23 protein-coding genes are annotated in these 23820 nt (G+C 68.2%); 10 read left to right on the forward strand and 13 right to left on the reverse strand.

Annotation, left to right across the window (positions count from 1 at the left end; translation table 11 throughout):
- Positions 1 to 26 precede the first annotated feature (26 nt).
- Both GC106_RS42855 and GC106_RS42860 read right to left on the reverse strand, forming a co-directional pair.
- Positions 27 to 2990, reverse strand: a complete 2964-nt coding sequence (locus GC106_RS42855) for a 3-keto-alpha-glucoside-1,2-lyase-like domain-containing protein (RefSeq protein WP_173141936.1) — start codon at positions 2988 to 2990, stop codon at positions 27 to 29.
- A gap of 168 nt (positions 2991 to 3158) precedes the next feature.
- Entirely contained in the window at positions 3159 to 4172 is a 1014-nt protein-coding gene (locus GC106_RS42860; RefSeq protein WP_173141937.1) for an alpha/beta fold hydrolase, read from the reverse strand.
- Between the two features lie 1049 nt (positions 4173 to 5221).
- Here GC106_RS42860 and GC106_RS42865 point away from each other — a divergent pair.
- Entirely contained in the window at positions 5222 to 5551 is a 330-nt protein-coding gene (locus GC106_RS42865) for a MerR family transcriptional regulator (protein ID WP_173141938.1), read from the forward strand.
- 4 nt (positions 5552 to 5555) lie between these two features.
- Here GC106_RS42865 and GC106_RS42870 read toward each other — a convergent pair whose 3' ends face one another.
- Both GC106_RS42870 and GC106_RS42875 read right to left on the reverse strand, forming a co-directional pair.
- Positions 5556 to 6158: a response regulator transcription factor gene (locus tag GC106_RS42870; RefSeq protein ID WP_173141939.1), complete on the reverse strand. Its 603-nt coding sequence runs from the start codon at positions 6156 to 6158 to the stop codon at positions 5556 to 5558.
- A complete protein-coding gene (locus GC106_RS42875) occupies positions 6155 to 7222 on the reverse strand; it encodes a sensor histidine kinase (protein ID WP_173141964.1) in 1068 nt (355 codons plus the stop codon). The genes GC106_RS42870 and GC106_RS42875 overlap by 4 nt, the downstream gene beginning before the upstream one ends.
- A gap of 268 nt (positions 7223 to 7490) precedes the next feature.
- Between GC106_RS42875 and GC106_RS42880 the strand changes: the two genes are divergently transcribed.
- Positions 7491 to 8372, forward strand: a complete 882-nt coding sequence (locus GC106_RS42880; RefSeq protein WP_173141940.1) for an ABC transporter ATP-binding protein — start codon at positions 7491 to 7493, stop codon at positions 8370 to 8372.
- Positions 8373 to 8403: 31 nt separating this feature from the next.
- On the forward strand, positions 8404 to 9129 hold the full coding sequence (locus tag GC106_RS42885; protein WP_173141941.1) for an ABC transporter permease: 726 nt from the start codon (positions 8404 to 8406) through the stop codon (positions 9127 to 9129).
- 8 nt (positions 9130 to 9137) lie between these two features.
- Here GC106_RS42885 and GC106_RS42890 read toward each other — a convergent pair whose 3' ends face one another.
- A complete protein-coding gene (locus tag GC106_RS42890) occupies positions 9138 to 9593 on the reverse strand; it encodes a winged helix-turn-helix transcriptional regulator (RefSeq protein ID WP_173141942.1) in 456 nt (151 codons plus the stop codon).
- A 61-nt stretch (positions 9594 to 9654) separates the two neighbouring features.
- Here GC106_RS42890 and GC106_RS42895 point away from each other — a divergent pair, with 61 nt between their 5' ends.
- Together GC106_RS42895 and GC106_RS42900 are read left to right on the forward strand one after the other, a co-directional pair.
- Positions 9655 to 11064 carry an MFS transporter gene (locus GC106_RS42895; protein WP_376777822.1) on the forward strand — a complete coding sequence of 470 codons (1410 nt, stop codon included), beginning with the start codon at positions 9655 to 9657 and terminating at the stop codon, positions 11062 to 11064.
- Positions 11061 to 11540, forward strand: a complete 480-nt coding sequence (locus GC106_RS42900; RefSeq protein WP_173141943.1) for a pyridoxamine 5'-phosphate oxidase family protein — start codon at positions 11061 to 11063, stop codon at positions 11538 to 11540. The genes GC106_RS42895 and GC106_RS42900 overlap by 4 nt, the downstream gene beginning before the upstream one ends.
- 6 nt (positions 11541 to 11546) lie before the next feature.
- On the opposite strand, the gene GC106_RS42905 is transcribed toward GC106_RS42900, so the two are convergent.
- From GC106_RS42905 to GC106_RS42915, 3 genes are all read right to left on the reverse strand, one after another.
- Positions 11547 to 13553, reverse strand: a complete 2007-nt coding sequence (locus GC106_RS42905; protein ID WP_173141944.1) for a cellulose binding domain-containing protein — start codon at positions 13551 to 13553, stop codon at positions 11547 to 11549.
- A gap of 184 nt (positions 13554 to 13737) precedes the next feature.
- Positions 13738 to 14397, reverse strand: a complete 660-nt coding sequence (locus tag GC106_RS42910; protein ID WP_173141945.1) for a dihydrofolate reductase family protein — start codon at positions 14395 to 14397, stop codon at positions 13738 to 13740.
- Positions 14398 to 14446: 49 nt separating this feature from the next.
- Positions 14447 to 14803: an STAS domain-containing protein gene (locus tag GC106_RS42915; RefSeq protein WP_173141946.1), complete on the reverse strand. Its 357-nt coding sequence runs from the start codon at positions 14801 to 14803 to the stop codon at positions 14447 to 14449.
- A gap of 205 nt (positions 14804 to 15008) precedes the next feature.
- On the opposite strand from GC106_RS42915, the gene GC106_RS42920 reads away from it, so the two are divergent.
- Positions 15009 to 16061: a glucose 1-dehydrogenase gene (locus GC106_RS42920; protein WP_173141947.1), complete on the forward strand. Its 1053-nt coding sequence runs from the start codon at positions 15009 to 15011 to the stop codon at positions 16059 to 16061.
- Positions 16062 to 16246: 185 nt separating this feature from the next.
- On the opposite strand, the gene GC106_RS42925 is transcribed toward GC106_RS42920, so the two are convergent.
- Both GC106_RS42925 and GC106_RS42930 read right to left on the reverse strand, forming a co-directional pair.
- Entirely contained in the window at positions 16247 to 16909 is a 663-nt protein-coding gene (locus GC106_RS42925; protein ID WP_173141948.1) for an NADPH-dependent F420 reductase, read from the reverse strand.
- 47 nt (positions 16910 to 16956) lie between these two features.
- Entirely contained in the window at positions 16957 to 17304 is a 348-nt protein-coding gene (locus tag GC106_RS42930) for a winged helix-turn-helix transcriptional regulator (protein ID WP_173141949.1), read from the reverse strand.
- 410 nt (positions 17305 to 17714) lie between these two features.
- Between GC106_RS42930 and GC106_RS42935 the strand changes: the two genes are divergently transcribed.
- The gene (locus tag GC106_RS42935) at positions 17715 to 19604 is read left to right on the forward strand and encodes a hypothetical protein (protein WP_173141950.1); all 1890 of its coding nucleotides are present in this window, start codon (positions 17715 to 17717) and stop codon (positions 19602 to 19604) included.
- A 15-nt stretch (positions 19605 to 19619) separates the two neighbouring features.
- Entirely contained in the window at positions 19620 to 21221 is a 1602-nt protein-coding gene (locus tag GC106_RS42940) for an ABC transporter substrate-binding protein (RefSeq protein WP_173141951.1), read from the forward strand.
- Positions 21222 to 21260: 39 nt separating this feature from the next.
- Here the strand turns inward: GC106_RS42940 and GC106_RS42945 are convergent, their stop codons facing one another.
- Positions 21261 to 21659 carry a tautomerase family protein gene (locus GC106_RS42945; protein WP_173141952.1) on the reverse strand — a complete coding sequence of 133 codons (399 nt, stop codon included), beginning with the start codon at positions 21657 to 21659 and terminating at the stop codon, positions 21261 to 21263.
- A gap of 136 nt (positions 21660 to 21795) precedes the next feature.
- Here GC106_RS42945 and GC106_RS42950 point away from each other — a divergent pair, with 136 nt between their 5' ends.
- Entirely contained in the window at positions 21796 to 22503 is a 708-nt protein-coding gene (locus tag GC106_RS42950) for a helix-turn-helix transcriptional regulator (RefSeq protein WP_173141953.1), read from the forward strand.
- Between the two features lie 46 nt (positions 22504 to 22549).
- On the opposite strand, the gene GC106_RS42955 is transcribed toward GC106_RS42950, so the two are convergent.
- On the reverse strand, positions 22550 to 22885 hold the full coding sequence (locus tag GC106_RS42955) for a GatB/YqeY domain-containing protein (protein WP_173141954.1): 336 nt from the start codon (positions 22883 to 22885) through the stop codon (positions 22550 to 22552).
- Positions 22886 to 22979: 94 nt separating this feature from the next.
- Here GC106_RS42955 and GC106_RS42960 point away from each other — a divergent pair, with 94 nt between their 5' ends.
- Positions 22980 to 23495, forward strand: a complete 516-nt coding sequence (locus GC106_RS42960; protein WP_173141955.1) for a DUF6630 family protein — start codon at positions 22980 to 22982, stop codon at positions 23493 to 23495.
- A gap of 82 nt (positions 23496 to 23577) precedes the next feature.
- On the opposite strand, the gene GC106_RS42965 is transcribed toward GC106_RS42960, so the two are convergent.
- Complete coding sequence (locus GC106_RS42965) at positions 23578 to 23820, reverse strand: acyl carrier protein (protein WP_173141956.1); 243 nt, start codon at positions 23818 to 23820, stop codon at positions 23578 to 23580.

A 23820-nucleotide genomic window follows, 5' to 3' on the forward strand; every position in this document is an offset into this window, starting at 1 on the left:
CGAAGTGAGAAAGACACCTCGCGCCGTCAGAGCCGTTCGATCCAGATGTTGCGGAACCGTGGGTTGGCGCCGGGATCGTTGTGGTCCTGCAGTTTGATCTGGCCCGGCGCCGGGTCCTCCGGCTTGCCCGCGCCGGTCGGGCCGTCGACGGGCACGTTGTTGTGCACCAGCTTTCCGTTCCACCACACGGTGATCCGCGCGTTCTCCACCTTCTTGCCGGTCATGTCGAAGCGCGCGGCCCGGAACTCGATGTCGTACGTCTGCCAGGTGCCGGTCGGCCCGGCCGCGTTCACGTCCGGCGCCTTCTTCAGGTAGAGGGAACCGGCGCCGTTGAGCTCCGGCGGTCGCCCGTAGGACTCCAGCACCTGTAGTTCGTAGCTTTCATAGATGTACACGCCACTGTTGCCGCGGGCCTGCCCGGTGACCTCCGGCGGGTAGTCCGGCTCGTACCACTCGACGTGCATGCGGAAGTCGCCGAACCGTTCCTTCGTGCGGATGTCACCGCCGAACGACTCCATCGACCCGTTCGCCACGGGCCACGTCGCCGGGCCGCCGGATGTCGTCTCCCACGCGCCGAGGCCGGTGCCGTCGAACAACGTGACCCGGTTCGTCGGCGTCACCGTGATCTTGTCCAGGTTCACGTGTCCGGTGTCGGTCGGCTCGTAGACGTAGGAGATGGTGTTCGGGCCGGGGCGCAGCGTCACCGTCTCCACGTGTGTCGCCCACTTGCTCCAGCTGCCGGTGGCGGCGAGCCAGATCTGCTTCTCCTTCTTGCCGTTGACGTACAGGCTCATCGACTTCGACACCGGGTTGGGGCTCGGGTTCGGGCCGTTGGCGTACCGCAGGGCGATGTCGTGCCGGCCCGCCCGCGCGGGCCGGACCGCGAACGTGGTGGTGCTGCCCGGTTCCCAGTTGCGGTCGACAAAACCGGCGCCCGAATAGCCGGTGTGGTTGGTGTTCCACCCGGTTCCGCCGGTCAGCCTCGCGGACTCCGCCTCGTACTCCGGCGGCGCGGTCGTGCCGTCGGGCAGCCGGTTGAGCGTGTACCACGCCTCGGTGCTCCACAGTTCCGCGCCGGACGCCGAGCTGAACGGGCGCGGCGAGCGCAGGTACACCACCCGGCCCGGCTTGAGGCCCGCGATCGTCAGCGTCACCTTCTTGCGGTCCGGCGAAAGCGTCGCCGAGGTGACGCCGAGGTTCTCCTCGTCGACCTTCGGCCCGCCGTACTGGGGCGTCGGCACGTATCGCCACTGCTGGGCCTTGTACTTCGCGGCGAGGTCTTTCACGGTCTCGTCGGACAGCGGCTGTGTGTACTCCAGTTCGAAGCCGCCGCTCACGGCCCGCATGCTGTGGATGTCGAACGCGTCGGCGCTGCTGCCGAGGCTGAGTTTCTGCAAGCCGTGCTTGAGCTTGCCCGCCTGCCCCCAGTTGCCTTCCCAGCCGATGCCGCCGGTGTAGATCGCGCCGTCCGGGCCGAGGCTGATCCGGCTCACCCCGGACTCGAGCCCTTGTGTCATCCGGAACACCGCGCCCTGGTACTCGCCACCGACCTTCTCCAGGTACGCGCGTTGCAGGCCGCCGTAGGTCACGTCGCCGAACACCATCTGGCCCTCGAACAGACCGCCGGGCAGGACGATCGGGTTGCTTGGCGAGTTGGAGATCTCGTTGTGCGGCAACCAGAGCACGGGTTCGGTCACCGGCATGGTGTCGTACGGCCCGGCCGGGTTGATGTAGTGGTTGTAGAAGCCCCGGTGCTTGATCCGCACCAGCTTCGACGCGGGGATGAACATGCCCTGGTTGTCGGTGACGAAGACGTCGCCCTCCGGGCCCCAGCCGAGGCCGTTGGGCGTGCGCAGCCCACTGGCCACATAGGACACGTCGCCGGTGGCCCTGTTGATCTTCAGGGTGCTGCCCCGGTTGGCGGGCTGCGGGTTGGCGGTCGCGCCGCCGGGGACCATCGCGATGCCGGTGGTGACGTAGAAGTACCCGTCCTTGTACAGCAGGCCGAACGCGAACTCGTGGTAGTTGCCGCCGAACGGCCAGGTCGCGATCCTGCGGTAGTCGTCGGCGACCTCGTCGCCGGTGTTGTCGACGAGCGCGGTCAGCTGGTGCTTCTCGGACACGTAGACGGTGCCGTCGACGTACTTGAGCCCCATCGGTTCCCGCAGGCCGTGGGCGATCCGTTTCACGGTCACCTTCGACGGGTCGGTGGTGCCGGTGACGCCGTCGAGCAGGAACACCTCGCCGAGCACGGTCAGCCGGTCGCCGCCCCAGGTGGAGATGGCCAGCCGGCCGTCCGGCAGCCAGTCCATCCCGGTGACCTGCGGCTCGAAGCCGTCCGGACGCAGGTTTGTCAGCGTGTACGCCGGATGCACGCCGGTCAGCGGCAGGCCGTCGCCGGGGGAGTCCGTGACGCCCTCGCACTGCTTGCGGCCGGGTGAGGTGACCCTGACGACGTCGGCGTCGGTGCTCAGCGCCGAGTTCGGCACGACGGTGTACCCGCTCGCGCCCGGCGGGCGCCACTCGAGCTTCAGCCGTTGGTCGAAGTCGGCGTCGAAGTGGTCGATGCGCAGCGCGTGGTGCCCCGCGGCCAGCGGGATCGAGCCGTCCTTCGGGGTCGCGCCGTGGCGGCCGGGGTGGTCGATCACCTGGATGCCGTCGAGCAGCAACCGGGCGCCGTCGTCACTGGTGAGCCGGAAGTCGTAGGTTCCGGCGCTGGTCACGTGAAGGTAAGCGCTTACTTCGGTGACAAATCGATCAGCGATGCCGAAGTCCGCGTTGCCCGACCAGTCGATCACCGGCATCATCTTGTCGATGTTCGGTGTCTGGCCTGGTTTGAGTTTGCAGTAGTCGGTCAGGGGCACCTGCACGTCGAACACGCGCATCGTCACGCCCGGTTCCTGGGGAGGGATGTCGGCCTCGGCGGACACGTGGGCGGGGAGCAGGGGGACCGCGATCGCCGCGGCGAGCAGGGCAGCGAACAGCCGCATGGGGCCTACCTCCTTGGGGCCGTTGACGCGGCCCTCGCCCTCGCGCGACGACCTCGTCCCTCCCAGCAGAGGGTCACTTCCGCTCGAAGTCAACAAAAGAAGCGCAGATCCGTGCGAAAGTTCCGCCGGTTGGCGCAACGTGCCGCCGAAGATCGGCGGCACGACCAGTCAGCCGCCGAGGAACCGCAGCACCTCCGTGGTGACGAACTCCGGGTTCTCCTCGACGAGCCAGTGTCCGGCCCGGGGCACGTCCACCGCCCGCACGATGTTGGTCATCCGCGGGGCGACTGTGGCCTGGATGGCGCCGAGTTGCCCTTGGGCGGTCATGAGCAGGACCGGGGCTTGTACCGGAGCCGCCGCCGCGGTGTCCTGGACGTCCTTGTCGAGGGCACGGTAGAGCTCGAAACCGCCGGACAGCGCCTCGGGCCGGCTGTAGGTCCGCGCGTACTCGTCGATCTCCTTGTCGGTGAACGGAGAACGGTCCGAGGTTCCCCCGAAGGCCTTCCCGCCGAACGAGACCTGCGGGTAGAACAGCGCGAGGTACTCGCGGACGTCGTCGCGCACGACCGTCTCGGGAACCTGTCGCTGCGAGTGGAAGGCGATGTGCCAGCTCAGCGAGCGGTAGGTGGCCGCGTCGATCGCGGGCCCGGGGAGCGGCAGGTCGAGGTAGCCGAGGCGGGCGGTGTCGTCGGGGAACTGGCTGGCGTACTGGAACGCCACCGCGGCGCCGAGGTCGTGCCCGACGACGGCGGCGTCCCGGACCTTCAGCCGGTCTGCGATCAGCGTGTGGACGTACCGCGCCAAGGTGGCCTTGTCGTAGCCGGTCGGTGAGCCGGTGCTGTCGCCGAGTCCTGGAAGATCGACCGCGTAGACGGTGTGGTTCCGGGCGAGCGCGGGCATGATCGGCCACCAGCCGTACCAGGTCTGAGGCCAGCCGTGGATCAGCACCACCGGTGTGCCGCTGCCACCGGTCACGTAGTGCATGCGCACGCCGTCGACGTCCGCGAACTCGTGCCGGAAGGTCCCGTCGAACGCCGGATCGTCCTTGGTGACGGCACTGTGGGTGGCGACGCTGTGGGTGGCGACATCGTTCGCGGATGGCGTGGAGCAGGCGGCAGTGCCCGTGGCGAGTAGGAGGGTGAGAGCGAGGGTGGTGACGGCGCGTGTCAACGACCGGGTCATGTGTCCTTGCCTTTTGCGGGTGGTGAGAACGGGCCCAGTCTCACCGGCCGGTCGCTGATCTGGCACGAGAACTTGCTGTTGTGGCAAGAATGCCGGAAGCACCCCCGCCTCTCACCCTCGTGAATGTTTATCAGGGTTAGAACCCTGACAAACACTCACGAGGGGTATGGAACAAGTGGACGGTCAGGAGTGTGCGGGTCCGCGGAGGGCGCCATCCGTGACGTGTGCGCGGCCCGCCGTCGCGTCGAGTGCGGGAGCGGCACGGCCGATCCCCGGGTAAGCGCGGGAACCTGGCGTCCGCGACCACGGGCGATGTGGGTTTCAGGTCCGAAGAGCGGGGATGGTCCCGCCCGCCGCCGTGCCCCTCCCCTCACGCGCCAGAAAATCTATGGTGGCTGGAGTAGACATTCTGCGACCGATGGGTGTAGTGTTCTTCTCGTACGAGAGAGACAAAGTCGATCAGGCGCGGGAGATTACGTAACTACCCGCGGGTGAGACGAAGACGGTCATCGAGGTGGTTCAGTCAACGCCTGGTGACCGGGAAGTGCCGGGGCCGAGGTTCGAAGGCAAGTAGGGGCCCCGAAGAGGTAGTGCAAGACGTGGGCGGAGCTGGTGCGCTCACGAAGCTGGTGAAGTAGCAGTACAGCAGTACGAAGATCGCAGTGAAGACGGTCAGGTGTGCCGGAGCCGGGCAGTCGACGGCTCCGGCCGCCGGCCCGTGTCGAGTCAGGCGTTCTGGGGCCGGTCTTGGTAAGGGGTTCCAGGCGGTGACCGTCACAGCAGTACTCACGACAGCGAACATTCGAGAGAGAAGGGAAGGGTCGCATCATCTGATCGCCCGCGGCGGCTGTAGCCCTTCGCCGCGCGGGTACCGCAGTCCCACTGGATTGGCAGGTGGTTCTCGGTTACAGACAAGCGATCCCCGTGGCAGCCGGCTCGCCGGTGGACGCGGGTACAGGAAGCCGGTCTCGCGATCGGCGGACAATGATGAACCCAACCTTGGGCCCCGGCGCGACGTGCGCCGGGGCTCTTCGTGATGTGGAGGTGCGATGATCCCTGATCCGCGTGACACGTCCGCGTCAGCGGGCGACAAGTTCGACGACGAGCATTACCCCGCCTACACCATGGGGCGGGCCGCCGAGATGGTGGGCACGACGCAGGGATTCCTGCGCAGCCTGGACGAGGCGAAGCTGATCGAGCCACAGCGCTCGAGCGGCGGGCATCGACGTTACTCGCGTTACCAGTTGCGGCTGGCCGCCCGGGTGCGGGAGCTGGTCGATCAGGGGACCGCCCTGGCCGCTGCCTGCCGGATCGTGACTCTCGAAGACCAGTTGCACGAAGCGCAGCGGCTCAACGCCCAGCTGCGTCACCAGGACTGAACGTTCACAGCCAGTCGTGTTCGCGGGCGTACCGGGCGGCTTCGTGCCGCGTCTGCGTCTGGGTTTTCTGCATGGCGTTGGACAGGTAGTTGCGTACGGTGCCTTGGGCGAGATGCAGCCGGGTGGCGATGTCGGCGACGGAGTAACCGTCGCGGGTCGCGCGCAGCACGTCGATTTCCCGGTCGGTGAGGGGGCAGTCGTCGACCAGGGCGAGCGCGGAGACGTCCGGGTCGATCCAGCGCTTTCCGTCGTGCAGGGTGGCGATGACCGTGGCGATGTGCGCCGGTTCGGCCGATTTGCTGACGAACCCCTGCACTCCGAGTTTGAGGGCCCGGCGCAGCACGCCGGGTTTGGCATGCCGGGTGAGCATGAGGATGACCTGGCCGGGCCGGGTGCGGCGGATCCGCGCGACGGCGCCGAGCCCGTCCACGCCGGGCATTTCGAGGTCGATGACCAGCACGTCGGGCTGATGCCGCAGGGTGGCCTCGACGGCGGTCTCGCCGTTCTCCGCTTCGGCGAGCACAGTGATCTCACCCTCGAGCGGGAGCAGCGCGGCCAGTGCCTTGCGAAGCAGGACTTCGTCGTCAGCGAGCACCACGGTGGTCATCGGTTCTCCCGTGTTTCGGAACGGTGCGGGAACGCCGCGGCCGTCAGGAACTGCCCGTTGTCCTGTTCGACCGTCAGGTCACCGCCGTCGGCGGCGACGCGTTGCCGGAGATTGGCCAGGCCGCGCAGCTCGGGCAGCGGTGCCCGCTGGGCGCCGTCGTTGACGATCGTGATGCTGGACGCCGACAGGGTGATCCGCACTCGCGTCGCCTCGGCGTGCCGCAGGATGTTGGTGGTCGTCTCGCGCAGGACCAGGCCGAGCAGTTCGCTCACGCCTTGGTCGACGTCGGCTTCGCGGTTGACGCGCACCTTGATGCCCGCGGCCTCGAAGAGGTTTCTCGCGTTCTCCAGCTCGGCGGAGAGGTTGAGCCGCCGTTGGGCGTAGGCGAGTTCCTTGGTCTGCGTGATGGTGTCGCTGACCAGGGCGTGGATCTCGCGCAGTTCCTGTTTGGCCCGTTCGGTGTCGCTGTCCACCAGTTTCTGGGCGAGCGCGGTCTTCAGCTTCACCACGTGCAGGGTGTGGCCCTGGATGTCGTGCAGATCGCCGGCGAACCGGACGCGTTCCCGGATGACGGCCAGCTCCGCCTCCCGCTCCCGCGCCTCCTCCAGTTCGTCGACGACGTCGTAGAACCGCTTGTTGGGGAACATCAGACCGATCATCACCACGGTGATGCCCGTGGGGAAGAGGACGTACCGGAACAGCACCTGGGGAATGTCCCCATGCGACACCAGCAACCGCGCCGCGCCCACCGCGGCGACGTAGACGGCGAGCCCGGCGGCGGCCGCGATCCGGTGGCGGGGCAGCTGGGGGATGACGAAGGAACCCACCGAGGCGACGCCGGAGAACGCCGCCGAACCGCCGACCACCAGCACGGCGAAGGGCCACACGGCCGCGGTGACGATCAGGCAGGGGACCGCGACCCGCATCACCTCGCCCGCCGTCCACCTGGTGAAGGCCACCAGTGCCGCCGCCACACCGGCGCCCAGGACGACGGCCTCCCACCAGGAGCGGGCGTCCATCGCCACCGTGAGCGTCCCGGCGACGGCGATCAGCGGGAAGAACATGGTCAGGTTGAGCCGGCGGAACTGTCCCCGAGCCGGTTCGGTGCGCCGCGGCCCGGTCTCGTCCGCGACGGCATGGGCCGGGCTCACTGGCTGGTGTCCATGGGCGGCTCTCCGAGGTCGGAACAGCAGAGTCTGCTCCTGAAGCATCGCCGCGGCCGGGGTGGTCGCGCCAGTGACGTCACGTCACATCTTCCCGCAAGCGATGTCATGGCGAACTGGTGACGTGGCCGTACTGGTGACTGTCCACTCCGGCCGGTGAGCTAGGAGCATGACTTCACCACCCGTGATCGACGTCGACCGGCTCGACGTCAAGTACGGCGACTTCCACGCCGTGAGGAGCCTGTCCTTCCAGGTGCGCCGGGGCGAGTTCTACGCCCTGCTCGGCACGAACGGGGCGGGCAAGACCTCGACCCTGGAGACCATCGAAGGCCACCGCGTACCCACGTCGGGCACGGTACGGGTGCTCGGGCACAGCCCGGCGGACCGGGCCGCCGTGCGGCCCAGGATGGGCATCATGCTGCAGGAGAGCGGCTTCTCCCCGGATCTGACGGTGCGGGAGTCGGTCCGGCTGATCGGTGAACTCACCCAGCGCACCGACCGGGTCGAACGGGTGCTCGGCATCGTCGACCTCACCCGCAAGGCGAACACCAAGGTGTCGCACCTGTCCGGTGGTGAGAAGCGGCGGCTGGACTTCGCGACTGCCGTGTACGGCACGCCGGAGCTGGTGTTCCTGGACGAGCCGACGACAGGGCTGGACGTCCAGTCCCGTGACGCGCTGTGGGACGCGGTGGACAAGCTGCGCGAGGACGGCTCGACCATCGTGCTCACCACGCACTACCTGGAGGAGGCGCAGCAGCGCGCCGACCGTGTCGGCCTGATGCACCGCGGCACTTTCCACCGTGAGGGGACCGTCGCCGAGCTGACCCGCACCCTGCCGGCGATGATCCGTTTCGCTCTTCCGCCGTCGGCGCCCGCGCTGCCGTTGCCGGGCAAGCGGGAGAGCGACGGGAAGTTCCTCATCGAGACCCATCGCCTGCAGAAGGACATGGCCGTCCTGCTGCGGTGGGCGGAGGACCACGCGGTGGAGCTACAGGAGTTGCAGGCGGGCCCGACCCGGCTCGACGACGTCTTCCGCGCCATCGACGACTAACCAGTTCTTTCCCAGAAAGGGATACGCAGTCATGCTTTCGATCGCTCGTGGCGAGCTGGTCCAGATCTTCCGGAACCGGTCGGTGCTGATCAACAGTTTTGTGGTGCCGGTCGCGATCAGCGCGTTTTTCATCTACCAGCACGAGGTTTTCGCGCAGCTCGGCAGCCTCGGCTACATCGCGGCGATCGTGATGTTCACAGTGTGCGCGTTCGGGCTCTACACCAGCGCGGTGACCACGATGGCGTCACGCAGGCAGAACCTGTTCATGAAGCGGCTACGGTCCACCGCGGCCGGGGACGCGGGCATCCTGGCCGGGCTCGTGCTGCCGGTCACCGTCATCGCGCTGGTCCAGGTGATCGTGATCCTGACCGTGCTGGGCGTGGTCACCGGCATGCCGGACGACATCGCCCTGCTGGCGGTGGCCCTGCTGGCCACGGTGGCGATGATGGTCGGCCTGGGCCTGGCCACCGCCGGGCTGACCAACTCCCCTGAGCACGCCCAGGTCACCACCCTGCCCGTCAGCCTCGGCGTCATCGCGGTCGCCAGCTGGGTCGGCATCAGCGGCACCGAAGACCTCGCCCTGCTCAAGCGGCTGCTGCCGGGTGGCTCGGCCACCGAGCTGGTCGTCAACGCCTGGAACGGCGGCGTCGCCGTCACCGACTCGCTGCTCCTGCTCGCGCCCACGCTGGCCTGGGTGGTCGTGGCCGTCGCGCTGGCCGCCCGGCTCTTCCGCTGGGAACCCCGCCGAACAGGTTAAAACTCAAGCTAGACCGAGGCGCCGAGAACGGCTTGCTGGTGCTCTTCCTGCTCCGCCCGCCGGTCGTACTCGTCGTGCGCCCTGGCGATCTCGCCCTGGTGGTCCTCGGTCCACGTCACCAGGGACTTGATCACCTGATGCAGGGAGATGCCCAGCGGGGTCAGCGCGTAGTCCACCCGCGGCGGGACCACGGGGTAGACGGTCCGGCTGATCAGCCCGTCGCGTTCCAGATGGCGCAGCGTGACGGTGAGCATCCGCTGGCTCACGCCGTCGATGGCACGGCGCAACTCGGAGAACCGCATCGTCTGCCGGTCGAGCAACGCGATGACGAGCAGCGACCACTTGTCCGCGATGCGGTCGAGGATGCGCCGTACGTCACAGTCAGCACGGGTGTCCCACTGGATGACCTGGTCGTCGTAGGTTCCCGTGCAGTAACCCAGTGCCTTTGAAGTGCCGTCTTCCATGGTTGTCAATGGTCACACAAGATTCCTTTGTTACCAATCGGAACCATGGAAGGGACTTGGCGTGTCCACCACCGTTCGACCTCAGGCTCCGTCCTTACGGATGACGCCACGGGCCTGGGGGATGCTGTTCGTCCTGTGCGGGGCGATCTTCCTCGAGGGCATCAACGTCGCCATGCTCAACGTGGCGCTGCCCGCCATCCGGGCCGACCTCGGCCTGTCCACCGGCGAACTGCAGTGGGTGATCAGCGCCTACGTCCTGGGATACGGCGGGTTCATGCTCGTCGGCGGCCGGGCGGCGGACCTGTTCGGCAGGCGCCGGATGTTCCTGGCCTGGCTCGCGGTCTTCCTCGTCGTGTCCGCGCTGGGCGGGCTCGCGACCGAAGGGTGGATGCTCGTCGCCGCCCGTTTCGTGGCGGGTGTCGCCGCCGCCGTGATGACACCGGCCGGATTGTCCATCATCACCACCACGTTCGAGGAAGGGCCGCGACGCAACCAGGCGCTGCTGGTGTACTCCGGCACCGCGGCGGGCGGCTTCTCGCTCGGGCTGGTGCTCGGCGGTCTGCTCGCCGCCGTCGACTGGCGGTTGGTGCTCTTCGCCCCGGCCGTGCTGGCGTTGGTCATCCTGGTGCTGGCGGTGCCGTTGATTCCTGCGACCGCTGTGGAAAAACCGCGTGACCGGCGGGTCGACGTGCTCGGCGCGGTCACCATCACGGCGGCCATCATGCTGCTGGTGCTCGGCGTCGAGCGAGCCGCTCACGTCAGCGCCGGCTGGACCGTCGCCGCCATCACCGTAGGGCTGGCGCTCCTCGCCGCGTTCGTCGTGATCGAGCGCAAGTCAGCGGTTCCCTTGATACGGCTGGGAATCCTGCGTTCCGGAAGCCTGGTGCGGGCCAACGTCGCCGGGTTGCTGTTCGCCGCGGCCTTCTTCGGGTTCCAGTTCATCGCCGTGCTGCACCTGCAGGAGCTGCGCGGGTGGAGTTCGCTGGAGACCAGCCTGGCGATGTTGGCCATCGGCGCGGACGCCGTCCTCGCGCCGACCCTGACACCCAGGCTGGTCAACCGGTTCGGCAACACGAAGGTCATCCTGGCCGGACTCGTGCTCGCCGTCGTGTCCTATGTGGCCTTCCTGCCGATCGGCATGGACACCGGCTACCTCGCCATGTTCCCCACCATGATCATCCTCGGCGTGGCGTTCGCGTTGGCGTACGGCCCGTTGACCATCGTGGCCACGGACGGCGTCGACGAGGGCGAACAGGGACTGGCCGGGGGACTGCTGTACACCTCCTTCCAGTTCGGCGCGGCACTCGGGCTGGCGGCCAGCACGACCGTCATCGTCGCCGTCACCAAGGGCAGTGCCGCGCAGGACGTGCTCGACGGCTACCGGGCCGCCCTGTTGGTGCCGATCATCGCCGCGGCACTCGCCGCCGTGGTCAGCATTCCCGCCCGCAAGAAGACGGAGCAGCCCCGATGACCCGGACAGTCACGTCGTTCGCCGAGATCGAAGCCGAGTTCAACGCGTTCGTCGGCGCCACGGTGTACGCCACCATGGTCACTGTGGACACGAAGAACCGGCCGCGCACCCGAATCCTCATCCCTGTCTGGGAGAACGTGGACGGACAGCCGCGCGGCTGGCTCGCGACGTATCACACACCCGTCAAAGCGGCACACCTCGCCGGAAACCCGAACACGTCCTTCTCGTACTGGAAGCCGGGGAACAACTCGGTCGCCATCGAAGCCGTGGCCGAATGGGAGCGGGACCCGGACGTCAAGCAGTACGTCTGGAACCTCTACCGGGCGACGAGTCCGCGCGGAGCCGGGTACGACCTCGGCAACTTCTGGCAGTCGCCGTCGGATCCCAAGCTGCACCTGCTGCGGCTTGATCCCTGGCGCGTCCAGGTCATCCGCGGCACGGACCTGCGCAGCCGGATCTGGGCGAAGGCCGGATGACCGGCTTCAGCGGGTGGTGCACAGGGTTCCGTTGAGGGAGTACCGCAGGGGACGCACATTCGGGCCCTGGTAGTTGCCCACGAATCCGACGGTGGCCGACGCACCCGGGGCCAGCGTGGTGGTGTCGGCGACGGACACCTGCTGGCCCGTCTGCGACCAGGTGGCGTTCCAGCCGTTGGCGACCTGCTGCCACGTGGTGGGCCAGGCGTAGGTCAGCGTCCAGTTCGTGACGGGGGTGGTGCCGGTGTTGGTGATGTCCAGGTCGGCCACGAAACCGTTGCCCCAGTTGCTGGTCTCCCGGTAGGTGACCGCGCAGGACGATGTGGTGGGAGTGCCGGTGGTGAAGGTCAGCGGCGGTGAGGACCACGATGACCGGCCCGCGTTGTCCCGGGCGACGATGTTGACGGTGTACGTGGTGCCGGGGCTGAGGTTGGAGGCGGTGAACGTGGTGGCGGTGGTCTCGCCCCACTGGTCGGTGTTGGCGCCGTTGACGCGGTGGATCTCGTGCTTCACACCGGCGGGCGGAGCGGGCAAGGACAGTGTTGCGGTGTGGTCGCTGACCGAGCCCGCGACCGGACGGGCCGGAGTGGCCGGGAGAGCCGTCGAGGTCGCGGGCTTCAGCACGAGGGTGGTGATCGAGTACGGCGGCAGCGTCGCGGTGGATGACGAACCCGTTGTCGTGGCGATGCCGCTGTCACCGTTGGCGAACGTCAGCACAGTCGCGGTGGCGGCCGCGGTGTAGCCGAGGAGTTTCAGGTTCACGGTCCTGGCCGCGTCAGGGTCCTGGTTGATCAGCATGACCGCCATACCGCCGTCGGGGCGCCGGGCGGCGTGGGAACGGATCAGCGGATCGTTCGTGGCGGCCGTGACGAGTTGGTCGCCCGGACGGGCGAAGCGCGACAGCATCGAGATCGCGTGGTACGGCGCGAACGGCGTGTTGAGCGCGGGCTGGCACACCGTGCCGTCGGCGGTGCAGGCACCGCTGGAGAGCAGGCCGAAGTCGTCGTAGTCGGTGTGCCCGGCGATCTGACGGACCTGGCCGATTCCATTGTGGACGTTCCACCAGTCGACCGTGAACACGCCCTGCCCCAGCATCGTCGCGTAGGCGTCGGCGGCGAACAGCGCGCCCGGTTGTGTGTTGCGGCCGTAGGACGTGTTGACCTCGGTCAACGCGATCCCGAGGTCCTTGCCCGCCAGCCGGCGTGACTGCTCACGGACCAGTGCGATCTGGTGGGCGACCCGGTCGGTCCTGGTCAGCACCTGGGCGGCGGTGTCCCCGCTGGGATACCAGTGGATGACGCCGAAGTCGACCACGGGACCGGCGATCGACAGCACGACCTCGTTCCACGAGCCGGCGTCCCCGGCCGCGGTGATGCCGTCCGGCCAGTCGCCCGGAGTGGTGAGCACCGCGCCGATCTTGATGGTCGGGTCGACGGCCTTCATGGCCGTGGCGTAGTCGCGGACGAGGTTGGCGTAGTACGCGGGGCTCTTGTCGGGGTGGTGGTCGGCCTCCCAGCTCGCGCCGTAGTGCCCGTTGCCGTAGTTCTCGTTGCCGATCTCCCAGTACTTGACGCCGTAGCCCTTCTCGATGTTGGCGTAGCGCACCCACCCCGCGGCCTCTTCGGCGGTGCCGGTGCCGTAGTTGGCGGTGACGATGGGCTGCCCGCCCGCGCGCCGGACCCCGCGCATGAACGTGTCGAAGTCGGTGTTGGGGGCGACATAGCCGCCGGGAGCGGTGTGGTCCCGCCAGTGGTAGATGTCCGAATAGGACCCGCCCGGATAGCGCATGGCCCGGACACCGGCGTCTTTGAGCAGATCGCTGACGGCATCGCTACCCAGCTGGCCGTCCCAGATGGCGTGGTTCACCCCGATCGCGGCCTCGTGCACGGTCTCCAGTCCGGCCCTGGTGTTGACCGTGACGGTGGCGGCCGGATCGGCCTGTGCCGGCGAACTGGTGGCCAGGAGGGCTTGGGCGGCCAGCAGAGCGGCCAGCACGACGTGACGCGATCTCATGGGCGTGTCCTCATCGACGGTGATCCTGGGAGCGCTCCCAGAGCTTCGCGGGGCCGCCTTTTGTTGTCAATGTCGGTGATCGCAACTGCGTACGGGTGGCGGATGGGCGAACCGCCACTTCGCCCAACGGCGCCGCGGCCTGCCAGTCAGACTCGGCCGGAAGCGGTGTCCGGGGTTCCTTGTGTCACTGGGCCGGTTCCGCGTGTGGCTGGTAACGAAGCCAGACAAGGCCGTCGTTGACGGCGCGGCTGTCCACAAGTGTGAACCTGGTGGCTGTCGTGGTGAGTCCGTGCCAGAAGTGGTTGTTCCGCGTGCCGGGCAGGCAAGGATGGACGAGCAGGCTCACTTCGTCCAGCAGTCCGGCGCCCAGAAGCGCGCCGAGCAGCGTGCCGCCGCTGTCCACGCGCACGACCTCGACGTTGTGCCACTGACCGAGTGCGGTGAGCGCCGCGGCCAGGTCGACACGTTCCGACCCGACGACCAACTCCTCGACGGATCGGCCGGCAGGCCGGGGTGGCGTCGCCTCAGCGTGCAGGGCGAGGACGTCCGACCAGTGGCCGGCCTCCCGCAGCGCATCCCATTCGTGGACTCGCCCCTGTCCGTCGACGACGGCCAGCAGTGGTCCGTCCGGGGCCGGGCCGGGGCGAGGAGCCGTGGCCAGCGCCGGTTCCTGCGCGAGGATCGTGTCCGCTCCGGTCAGCGTGGCGTCCTCGTTCCAGGTGGCGGCGAGTTCGTAGAACTGGCCCAGGTCCGGCTCGAAGTCCGTCGTGGACCCGTCCAGTGCCACGGCGACATGCGCGACGACATAAGGGCGGCGTAGTGGATTGGACGTTTCCGTCGGCATAGCGCGACGATAGTGTCCTGGGCTGTAAAAGGCTGTTACGGAGACGGCGCTAATCGGCCGAAGCCGCCCGATTGGCGTCGTCGAGCGTCGGGTGCACCGAGAGCAGCTGGTCGAGACCCGAGACCTCCAGGATTCGGTGCACGATCGGCGAGCCCTCCACCACCTGCAACACAAGGCCGGCGTCGGCAGCCTCGCGGTGCGCCAGCACCAGCACACGCAGACCCACTGATCCCAGGAAGGTGACCTTGGTCAGGTCGAGGATCACCACCGGCGAGTTCTCCGCCAGCCCGGCCCGGGCCGCGTCCGCGAACTCGTCCTCGGTGGCCAGATCGATCTCGCCGTGCAGGTGCACGACTGTCGACCGGTCAGTCGTCTCGACCGACCAGTTCAGGCTTCGCCCGTTCATCTCCGTCACGAGGTGCCCGCTCTCGCCAAGACCAACATGTCAGCACGCCCTGTAGTCAGGCACTCACACATGGTTGTCACCTGTGCGATCACCTTATCGCGCGCGTGCGGCAGCGGCCATCAGGAACAGATCTGTCCGGTTGATCCCGTTTCCCTCGCTGAAGACGAGTGGGTAACAGACCGCTGTCCGGGGTAGCCGCGTCGGTATGCGGGCGTTGACTGTCGAACCTGGCCGGGCCGGATCGCTGGCGATCACCGAGGTGCCGGATCCCGAACCCGATGCCGGTGAGTTGCTGGTGGAAGGGCTGGCGCTGGGCGTGTGCGGCACGGACAGGGAGATCGCGGCCGGCGAGTACGGCTGGGCTCCGGCGGACCGGCAGCGGCTGGTGCTCGGCCACGAGTCGCTGGGCCGCGTCCGGCGGGCACCGGACGGAAGCGGGTTCGCCCCAGGAGACCTTGTGGTCGGAGTGGTCCGCAGGCCGGACCCGGTGCCGTGTGGCGCATGCGCCCGTGGCGAGTTCGACATGTGCCGCAACGGCCGCTACACCGAGCGCGGGATCAAGCAGATCGACGGGTACGGCAGCGAACTGTGGTGCGTGGAGCCGGATTACGCGGTGCCGCTGCATCCGGACCTCGTCGGCGTGGGCGTGCTGATGGAGCCTGCGTCAGTGGTCGCCAAGGCATGGGAGCAGGTACAGCGGGTCGGCGAGCGCAGCTGGTTCGAGCCGCGGCGTGTGCTGGTGACGGGCGCCGGGCCGATCGGGTTGCTCGCGGCCTTGCTCGGTGTGCAGCGCGGCCTGGAGGTCCACGTGCTCGACCAGGTCACCGACGGCCCCAAACCGGCCCTGGTGGCAGCGCTCGGCGCCACCTACCACCACGATCCGGTCGACACGGTCGCTGCGCGGCTCGAACCCGACGTGGTGATCGAGGCGACGGGTGTGGGCCAGGTCGTGTTCGACACCATGGCCCACACCGCGTCCTACGGCGTTGTGTGCTTGACCGGCGTCTCCGCGCCCGGCCGCCGGCTGACGTTCGACGCGGCCGGTATCAACCGTGAGCTGGTGCTGGAGAACGACGTCGTTCTCGGGTCGGTGAACGCCAACCTGCGCCACTACCGGCAGGCGGCCGACGCGCTGGCCAAGGCTGATCCGGCATGGCTGAACGGGCTGATCACACGCCGGATGCCGTTGGCACGGGCCGCCGAGGCGTTCACGGCACGGCCCGACGACGTGAAGGTGGTCGTCACCCTCGACGGCTAGGTCGTGTTTCGAATGTCCCGGTCGATGAGAGTCTGCCCCGGCCGGAGGCCGGAATCGGCTCGGTGGGGCGGTTCCTGGCGTCGCCGCGGGATCGCCGCGAATACTGGTTGTCTTTGGGCGGTCCCGCGGTGGCGTCAGGAACCGCATCCGGCCCGGCTATCGCGATCGGGCATTTGAAACACGGCCTAGCGAACTTCCGCAGGGCGAATCCCGGGCAGCTGCGGGACGTGGTCGACGAGGTTGAACACGGTGTGGGCGTCGCTTCCGGTGAACAGCAGTGAGATCACGATCGCGGCCATCGCTTCGAGGTGGTGGGCGTGCCGCAGGTCGCCGACCGGCAGTGGCACACAGCCGAGGTCGGTGATCAGGCGTTCTGTCAGGTTCGCCGCCGGGTCATGGTCGGCGCAGTAAGGGACGGTGAGCGGGCGGCCGTCGAACACGGGTGGCTGCATCTGCCAGACGCGGGCGTGACAGAGGTTGAACGCCTTGACGACGTGCCCACCGGTCACCTCCGCGATGTGCTGGGCCATCGACCGGCCGGGTTCGGTGACGAGCGTGAAGTGCTCCACCTCGACCGCGTTGTTGCAGTCGATGATCGCCTTGCCGCGCAGTGCGGCGCCGATTTCCGCGAGGGTTTCGGGCATCCCCTGGTACAGGACCGCGATCAGCGCGACGTCGCCGAACTCGGCCGCTTCCCGGAAGGTCCCGGTGCGGGCCTGCCACTTGCCGGCCAGTGCCTGTGCTTTGGCCTGGGTGCGGCCGGCGACCATCAGTTCGTGGCCTGCGGCGGCCCAGCGGGTGCCGAGTGCGTCGGCCATCGCCCCGGCTCCAAGAACACCGATTCTCATGACGGCGAGGCTAGGAGTCCGTAGGGCACCACCCGGTTGCCCACGGATCAGCCGGCGTCGTCGGGGCCGGCGAGTTCGGCGGCGTGGTCCTCCGCCCACCGGGCGAGCACCGACACCGGTCCCAGGAGGCTGTTGCCGAGCGAGGTCAGCCGGTACTCCACGCCCGGTGGCGCGGTGGCGAGGCGGCGGCGCTGCACGAGGGCGTTGCGCTCCAGCTTGCGCAGCGTCTGGGTGAGCATCTTCTTGCTGATCCCACCGATCTTCGCCAGCAGATCGCTGTGCCGCTGCGGCCCGCTTCCCAACGCGAACACCACGACGACCGACCAGGTGTCGGCCACCAGGCTCAACGTCGTGCGAGCGGGGCAGTCGGCGACGAACACGTCGAAGTCGCTCACGTGGCGATTCAAGCAGATGGCGACGGCGTGGCCGCTTCGGTGAGGGCGGTCAGCACGGCGGTGACGGCGGGCGGGTCGGGAGGGTCGCCGTAGGTGGCGGCGAAGATCCGGCGCCGGAAACTCCCTTTCGGGCACAGTAATTCATTGGCCTGCCGGGTACGACCTACTCGTGAGTGTTTATCAGGGTTAGAACACGGATAAACACTCACGAGGGGTCTGTTCGTGGGGCGGCTGGGGCGGTTCCGTGGTGATGGCCGCCTGCAACGCTCTCGAAAGCCACGCGGTTTGTTAGGGCAAATGGGTGATTCACGAAGCTGACCGGTGGATAGTAAGCGGTTTTTGCTGTGCGGTACGGCTGACGGCCCTTAAGTTCGTCTCTCCTGGCGATGCAGAAGCCTGGGAGGGCCACGGTGTTCGTGGGGCGATCGAGCCTGCTCAACCTGATCAACGAGATGGTCCCGGTCGCCGACGGGCAGACCACCCCGGTGCTGGTCATCGAGGGGTGCGGCGGCTCGGGCCGCACCCGGTTGCTGACGAAGATCGCCGAGGAATGGCAAGGAAAAACCCCGACCGTCCTGGTGCGTCCCCTTGAACTGGACGGCGACGACGACAGTGCGGTGCGGCCTGTCCTCGCCGCGGCGATGCTGGGCCTGAGCGTGGGAGCTCCTGGCTACAACATCTCGTTCCCTCGGGTGATTCTCGCGCACATCGCGATGCAGGAGAACGACGCGGACATCAACCCGGATGTCGCTTTGGTGCGGCTGCGGGAACGTATCAACACCTATACCGACCGCACCGCGCTGACCGCTTTCCTGACCAGGCTGGTGGAGGCGGTGGGAGCGCTGGCGGGGAACATCAAGTTCCCTGGTGCCGCGGAGATCGCGCCGGACACGGCGAGGGGGATCGCCGAGGCGATCGTGATGCGGCTGCAGCGCTCGACCTGGCTGGTCAAACGCACGTGGAGCTCGCAGGTCTGGTCGTGGTTCGGTCATCAGGGCCAGGGTCTCAGCACTGAGCCCGAGAACGCGTTGCTCCGGCTGGCCCGGCAGTACCGCAGCGAGGACGCGGACATCCGGCGGGACGTGGACGACCTGCTCGTCGCGGCACTGCTCGCGGATCTGCGGTACGGACTGGCGAACGCGGCCAACCGGCCGGCGAACGTGGTGGTACTGCTGGACGACGCGGACACCGCGGCCGCGCGGTCGTTCGTCCGCTCGTTGATCCGGGTACGCCGGGCGATCGCGGACATACCGAGGAACCCGGAGAGCGCGCTTCCGGATCCCCTGACGATCGTCACCACCAGCGGTGGCCTGCTCGCCGGTGAACTGGCCGCCGAGCAGCCCGCGGCCCAGCACTGGGACGAGACCGAGCTGCCCGGTACGGTCCGGCTGTCGGGCTCCTGGCTGCGAGTGTCCACAGCGGACCTCAGCCGGGACAACGTCTTCCAGCTGACCAAGGGTTTCGACTGGCCGGACCACATCGGCACCGGACGGATCGCCTCGCCGGTCTACCGGTTGACGCGGGGACATCCCCAGTCGACCGAGTTCGTCCTCAAACGCCTGCAGGCCCAACCCTCCTGGCTCAACACCGTCGATCTCGACCAGTTGCTGCACGGCGTCGAGGACACCTTGCTGCTGCCGTTCGTCCGGGCGCTTGACGAGAAACGAGTCGTCAACCCCGCCTTGCTCACCGCGCTGATCACGCTGTCAGCCGCGCGTAACCGGCAGGAGGCGGGCGCGCTCACGACATTGCTGCCCGCTCCGGTCGGCCGGGACTCGCAGCTGTTCACCTCGCCGACCCTGTGGATCGGCCGAGACGGGCGGCTGCGCCCGTTGGTGCGTTATCTGGGAATGCGGGCGCTGTCCCGTCGCCCTGCCGACGACGACGCGAGCTGGACGGTGGTCTTCGAGACGTTGCGCGCCAACACGGACACCGCGGGCAGGCTGCACCACGACCGGATGCTCGGTCACCGCGACCAGGTCGCGGCGGAACTGGCCGAACTGCGCGGCGGGATGCGCTGCGCCGACTGGCTTGCGTTGCTCGACGAGGTGACCGCGACCGTCGATCCCCGGGAGCGCGACATCGACGTGATCAGAGGCGTCGACCAGCCGTCGACCTCCGTCGGGCACATCGCCCGGCTGCTGGGGGTGATCCCGGCGCTGGACCACGACCCCTGCCTGACCGTGCCCGCCGACATCAAGATCCTCCGGGCACACGCGAGGCACAGCTTCACCCGGATCGCCGACGACGGAGACGATCCACTGCCGTGCCTGCTGCGCGCTGACCGGTACCAGGACTAGCCGAAGGATTCGCCGTTGACCGCGAGCTCATCCCGCTACATCTGGTGGCTCCTGCCTCGCCGGGGCCGTTTTCCCAAGCGCTGGACCGACTGGATCCGCCTCGGCCTGGTCGCGACGCTCCTGCTGATCGCCGCGACGGCCGGGCTGTGGGGACCGGTGATCGTGCCGCGGCGCTGCAGCGACGGGTTCTGGCCGGACGCGGACATCTGGGAGGCCGGCAACGGTGAGTGCGTCGGCTTGTCCGAAGGTGCGTACTCCTTCGGTGTCGACGCGTTCGCGCCGGTGATGCAGCTGATCGACCGGCAGAACCAGGCCGCCGCGGAGAAATGCGCCCCGAACGGCACTCCGGTGACCGTCGGCGTGCTGATGACCATGACCGACAGGTTCGCCGGCAGCCGGGCCGTGCACGAACTGGAAGGCATGGCCACGGCGCAGCGAGTCGCCAACGACACCGGCTGCCTGCACCCGATGCGTCTGCTGGTCGGGCAGATCGGCCAGTACGGCGCCGAGAACACACCCGCCGAGGTGGCCAGGCGCATCGCGCAACGCCCCGAAGTGGTCGCCGTCGCGGGAATCGGGCTGAGCCACCAGTACTCGGCGGACGTGGCCGACATCCTCGCCGGAGCCAAGATCCCGATGGTCTCCGACCTGATCACCGCCGAGGGGTTCGACCAGACCGGATCCCGTGACGACAAGCCGAATTTCGACGGCTGTGACGAGAACATCACCTATCCGCGCGGGATCGGCAGGGACTACTTCTACCGGGTCGCGTTCCGCAATTCCCAGCAGATCAGCCAGCTCGGCGCGGTGGCGCCGGGTCGTCCCGACTTCATCATGGTCCCCACCGGAGGATCTGATCCGTACACCTGCACCACGTTGCCGTTCATGCAACGCCAGTTCGGCGGCAACATCACCGAGGTGAAGTTCGACGCCGACGAGCTGAGCACCGTGGGGCAGACCGCGAAGCGCGTGTGCAGCCTGGCGAAGGACGTGATCGTCGCCTACATCGCCCGCGGCCGGGATCTGGGCCCGTTCCTCAACAGCCTTGACGAGGCATACTCCGCAGGACAGTGTTCGGCACTGTCGGTCACGGTGCTGAGCACGTCGGACGGCAATCGCCTGCGGGCCGCCGAGCACGACCCGCGGCTGGAGGACTTCCGGGTCAAAGCGTTGCGGTCACCCAGCTTCGCCACCGGCAAGGTCCGGTTGCTGGCGGCCCTGGTGGCCGGCGCCGACCGGCCCATGCCGGGCAACCCGAACTTCGACGTGTTCGCCAAGGCCTTCACCGACGCGGGTTTCGACATCACCCACGCCGACGCCGGCTGGGCGGTCAACGCCTATGACGCGCTGACCACCATCGCCGAAGCGCTACGGACGCTGCCGTCCAACAGGCCGGTTCAGCGCAGCGGGGTCAACACTGTGATCAGTGGCTTCACCTCCCGCGAACAGTCGGTGCCCGGTGCGGGCGGACTGATCACGTTCGACAACAGCGGCAACCGAACCGACACACAGCCGCCTGTCATCCGGTTGTGCCCCATGGCTCCCGGTCCTGCTGACAAGCCTGCTCGAACCACTGCCACCCTGGCCCGCCCCGGCGTGCCCGCCGACTGTCCTTGAGGGGCGGCGAGCGGTCACAGGGCCCGGGGCTTGCCACGATCAGGAGTAGGCCCGCGTCTGGTCTTCGACTCGCTGCTGGTCGTCCGCGAGCAGACCGCCGTCGAGGGCCACGGCGTCAAGGGAATGCTCATGGAGGAAGGTCATGAAGTCGGGCAGCCGGTAGGTGTCCGCCACTGCCTTGTTGATCTTCCTGAGCATGGTCCGTTTGGCGTCGATCGTGGTGCCTTGGGGGACGTGCGCGGTGAACACCGGCCTGACCGGCTCGGCGCCGAGGAGCCCGTTCTGGCTCACACTGCCGAGCGGCCACTCGCGCAGGAAGATCCGGGTGTCGTCGGGGAAGGGGTAGGCCTCGTGCAGAGCGTCGTAGATCGCCTTCACCAGTTCCCTCTTCCGGTCGAGGTCGACACCGGCGGGCACGTCGAGGTATCCGACAGGCATGTCTTTCTCCTTGTGGTGTTCAGGGGAGGAGCGGTACGAACACCACGATCGACGGCCGGTGAGACACCCTTATGTCAGCGTTTCCGCTCGGTCTCACCCCGAGTTTTGTCGGTGGGCTCGGGTAGCGTCCGGCAGCGTGAACCGCACAGACCGGCTGTACGCCATCGTGGAGGAGTTACGCGCAGCCGCACCGCGCCGGCGCAGCGCCCGGGAGCTGGCGGCACGCTTCGAGGTCAGCGTGCGTACCATCGCCCGGGACATCGACGCGTTGACGCAGGCTGGCGTGCCCATCTACGCCGACACCGGACGGCGCGGCGGGTACACGCTGGACAAAGCGATGACCCTGCCACCGCTGAACTTCACGCCCGCCGAGGCGATCGCCGCCGCGGTGGTACTCGACCGGGCGAACGGCACGCCGTTCGCCCAGGCGGCGCGCAGCGCCGTCCACAAGATCGTCGCGGCGATGTCGGCGCGCGACGCCACGGCCGCTCGCGACCTGGCCAGCCGGATCCAGTTGCTCGAACGGCCAGAGTACGAGCCGCAGCCGGTCCCCTCGGTGATTCAGGACGCCATCGTCGACCGCCGCGTGTTGCGGCTGACTTACCTCGACAGGACCGGCGTCCACACGGAACGCGAGGTCGAGCCCGTGCTGTTCGCGACGGTGCGCGGGCGATATTGGTACCTCGTCGCCTGGTGTCGGACGCGTAGGGCCGAACGGGCTTTCCGCGTCGACAGGATCGTCCGCGCGGAGGCGACCGGGGAGCCTGCGCCGGCACACCGCGCTGAGAACTTCCGTTTCCGGACGTGTGACCTCATCGACCGCACTCCGGTGCTCAGCCCGTGACCTATAGCATCCCGACTGGCCACAGTGGATCGACGGGCGCCACGTCCTACTGGGCCGCAGTCAGGTGGTGACGCAGCACGTCGGCCTCGGCGCGCAGCCGCGCGGCCACGTCCTCGCGGCCAAGCTTGTCGTACTGGTCCGCGGCGGCAGACCGTTGCTCCACTTCGGACGCCACGATCGCGTACAGATCCGCGTCGGTCAGGTGACGGCGCTCGATTTCGGTGGAACCCGCGCCGGCCGCCATCATTTCCTTGGGGTGGTCGTCCATCGGGGGCGCCTCGGCGTTTTCGATGGCCGCCAGAGCCGAGCGGAGCGCCGAGATCGCGACACGGTTCCGGGCCTTGATGGCTTCGGTCAGGTCGCGGCGAAGAGTGGTACGCACCTGCCGGAAGATACGGGGATCGCCAAAGCCGTGCAAAGCGATTTCGGCGACTACTACGCTTGCCGCCTCGTCCCGTGTTCACAAGGAGACCCGCGTGCCGTCAACCGCCCAAGACGCGCTGATCGCCCTCGCCGCACTGCTCGCCCCCGGCGAATCCGACGTCGCCGACCGAGTGGTCCACGCTCACACCGACCCCGAGTCCTACCTGAACGCGCACGCCGACCGCCTGGACGAGCGAGGCATCGACGAGCCCGTGCCCGAACTGGCGTGGATCACCCTGGTCGACGCCCTCGCCGACCACGACCTGCTCGCCGAGGTCGACTGGAAGGAGTCAGCGGACGAGATCGTCGCCCAACTCCGGGACCTCCGGTCCAGCCCCGAGGCGTGGTCCTGGTACGACACCGCCGACACTGACCTCGCCACCCATGACTTCCTCGAACTGGCAGGCAGTGAACTCCGCGCCACGGGCACCGCGCTGGCTGTCCTGGACATCGAATCCGACTGCTATCCCTTGGTACTGCTCCCAGCCGGTCGCGCCACCGAGCTCGTCGACCTCGCCACGACCGCGGGATTCACCGCCGGAATTCTCGCCACGGCAACGCGAAGGTAGTCGACGTCAGGCCATTGAGGACACTGGCGACAACGTTTACATGCCGCCGCGCCGCGAACAGTGCGGCGCGGCGGTCGCTGGCCTAAGACGTCGCTGGTCCCGCTTGCGAGCTGGTGGCGAGGTCCTTGAGGAACTTGTGGCACTGCTTCGCCCGCGCGGAGTCCTCGGCCATCACCGAACTGAAGAACTCCGCGATGTCGTCACGTCCGGCGTTCTTGGCGTCCCGCACGTACTGCCCGTAGTCGTGCCCCGCCTTCAACGCGTGGTACTGAACGGAGATCAAGTCGTAGGTCACGTCGTCAAATCCGGTCTCTCCGGTGGCCAT

The organism is Kibdelosporangium persicum, from assembly GCF_013280595.1.
GTDB lineage: Bacteria > Actinomycetota > Actinomycetes > Mycobacteriales > Pseudonocardiaceae > Kibdelosporangium > Kibdelosporangium persicum.

What these genes read in the sequence shown, in the direction of transcription:
- GC106_RS42865 (WP_173141938.1), top strand. Translation starts at nt 5,222, where the DNA reads ATGATCCCTGATCCGCGTGACACGTCCGCGTCAGCGGGCGACAAGTTC.
- GC106_RS42870 (WP_173141939.1), bottom strand. Translation starts at nt 6,158, where the DNA reads ATGACCACCGTGGTGCTCGCTGACGACGAAGTCCTGCTTCGCAAGGCA.
- GC106_RS42885 (WP_173141941.1), top strand. Translation starts at nt 8,404, where the DNA reads ATGCTTTCGATCGCTCGTGGCGAGCTGGTCCAGATCTTCCGGAACCGG.
- GC106_RS42905 (WP_173141944.1), bottom strand. Translation starts at nt 13,553, where the DNA reads ATGAGATCGCGTCACGTCGTGCTGGCCGCTCTGCTGGCCGCCCAAGCC.
- GC106_RS42855 (WP_173141936.1), bottom strand. Translation starts at nt 2,990, where the DNA reads ATGCGGCTGTTCGCTGCCCTGCTCGCCGCGGCGATCGCGGTCCCCCTG.
- GC106_RS42900 (WP_173141943.1), top strand. Translation starts at nt 11,061, where the DNA reads ATGACCCGGACAGTCACGTCGTTCGCCGAGATCGAAGCCGAGTTCAAC.
- GC106_RS42890 (WP_173141942.1), bottom strand. Translation starts at nt 9,593, where the DNA reads ATGGAAGACGGCACTTCAAAGGCACTGGGTTACTGCACGGGAACCTAC.
- GC106_RS42925 (WP_173141948.1), bottom strand. Translation starts at nt 16,909, where the DNA reads ATGAGAATCGGTGTTCTTGGAGCCGGGGCGATGGCCGACGCACTCGGC.
- GC106_RS42915 (WP_173141946.1), bottom strand. Translation starts at nt 14,803, where the DNA reads ATGAACGGGCGAAGCCTGAACTGGTCGGTCGAGACGACTGACCGGTCG.
- GC106_RS42965 (WP_173141956.1), bottom strand. Translation starts at nt 23,820, where the DNA reads ATGGCCACCGGAGAGACCGGATTTGACGACGTGACCTACGACTTGATC.
- GC106_RS42945 (WP_173141952.1), bottom strand. Translation starts at nt 21,659, where the DNA reads ATGCCTGTCGGATACCTCGACGTGCCCGCCGGTGTCGACCTCGACCGG.
- GC106_RS42880 (WP_173141940.1), top strand. Translation starts at nt 7,491, where the DNA reads ATGACTTCACCACCCGTGATCGACGTCGACCGGCTCGACGTCAAGTAC.
- GC106_RS42910 (WP_173141945.1), bottom strand. Translation starts at nt 14,397, where the DNA reads ATGCCGACGGAAACGTCCAATCCACTACGCCGCCCTTATGTCGTCGCG.
- GC106_RS42920 (WP_173141947.1), top strand. Translation starts at nt 15,009, where the DNA reads ATGCGGGCGTTGACTGTCGAACCTGGCCGGGCCGGATCGCTGGCGATC.
- GC106_RS42860 (WP_173141937.1), bottom strand. Translation starts at nt 4,172, where the DNA reads ATGACCCGGTCGTTGACACGCGCCGTCACCACCCTCGCTCTCACCCTC.
- GC106_RS42875 (WP_173141964.1), bottom strand. Translation starts at nt 7,222, where the DNA reads ATGTTCTTCCCGCTGATCGCCGTCGCCGGGACGCTCACGGTGGCGATG.